This is a genomic window from uncultured Bacteroides sp. (assembly GCF_910578895.1).
Classification (GTDB): Bacteria; Bacteroidota; Bacteroidia; order Bacteroidales; family Bacteroidaceae; genus Bacteroides.
Genome location: NZ_CAJTSC010000049.1, coordinates 21,796 through 22,050, shown reverse-complemented (window position 1 = coordinate 22,050; position 255 = coordinate 21,796). Strand labels below are relative to the sequence as shown.

Here is a 255-nt window from a genome sequence, read left to right as displayed (position 1 = left end):
CCCATATATACTGATTATCAAGATGAGGTACTGACCAATCCCGACAGGTCGGGAGTTCACCCCAATAATTATCTACTATTCTCCCTTTCACAGAAAGGAAATAACCACCATAGAGTCCATTAATTATATAATTCACTCCTATTATTTGCCCTCTTTGCAACCTTATCTTAAAAACGGTATCATTGTTTTGATAAACCCAAGTACCAACATAAGCATCCAAATTCTTTGTCGGGAACACATTCTTTTGTCCCATAA

The 255-nt window shown here is 36.9% G+C and carries 1 protein-coding gene; it reads right to left on the bottom strand.

What is annotated here, in order from left to right; genetic code table 11:
- Nucleotides 1–255 (bottom strand): DUF6705 family protein (locus QZ327_RS14415; RefSeq protein WP_367114557.1); only part of this gene is annotated, 255 nt, incomplete at both ends.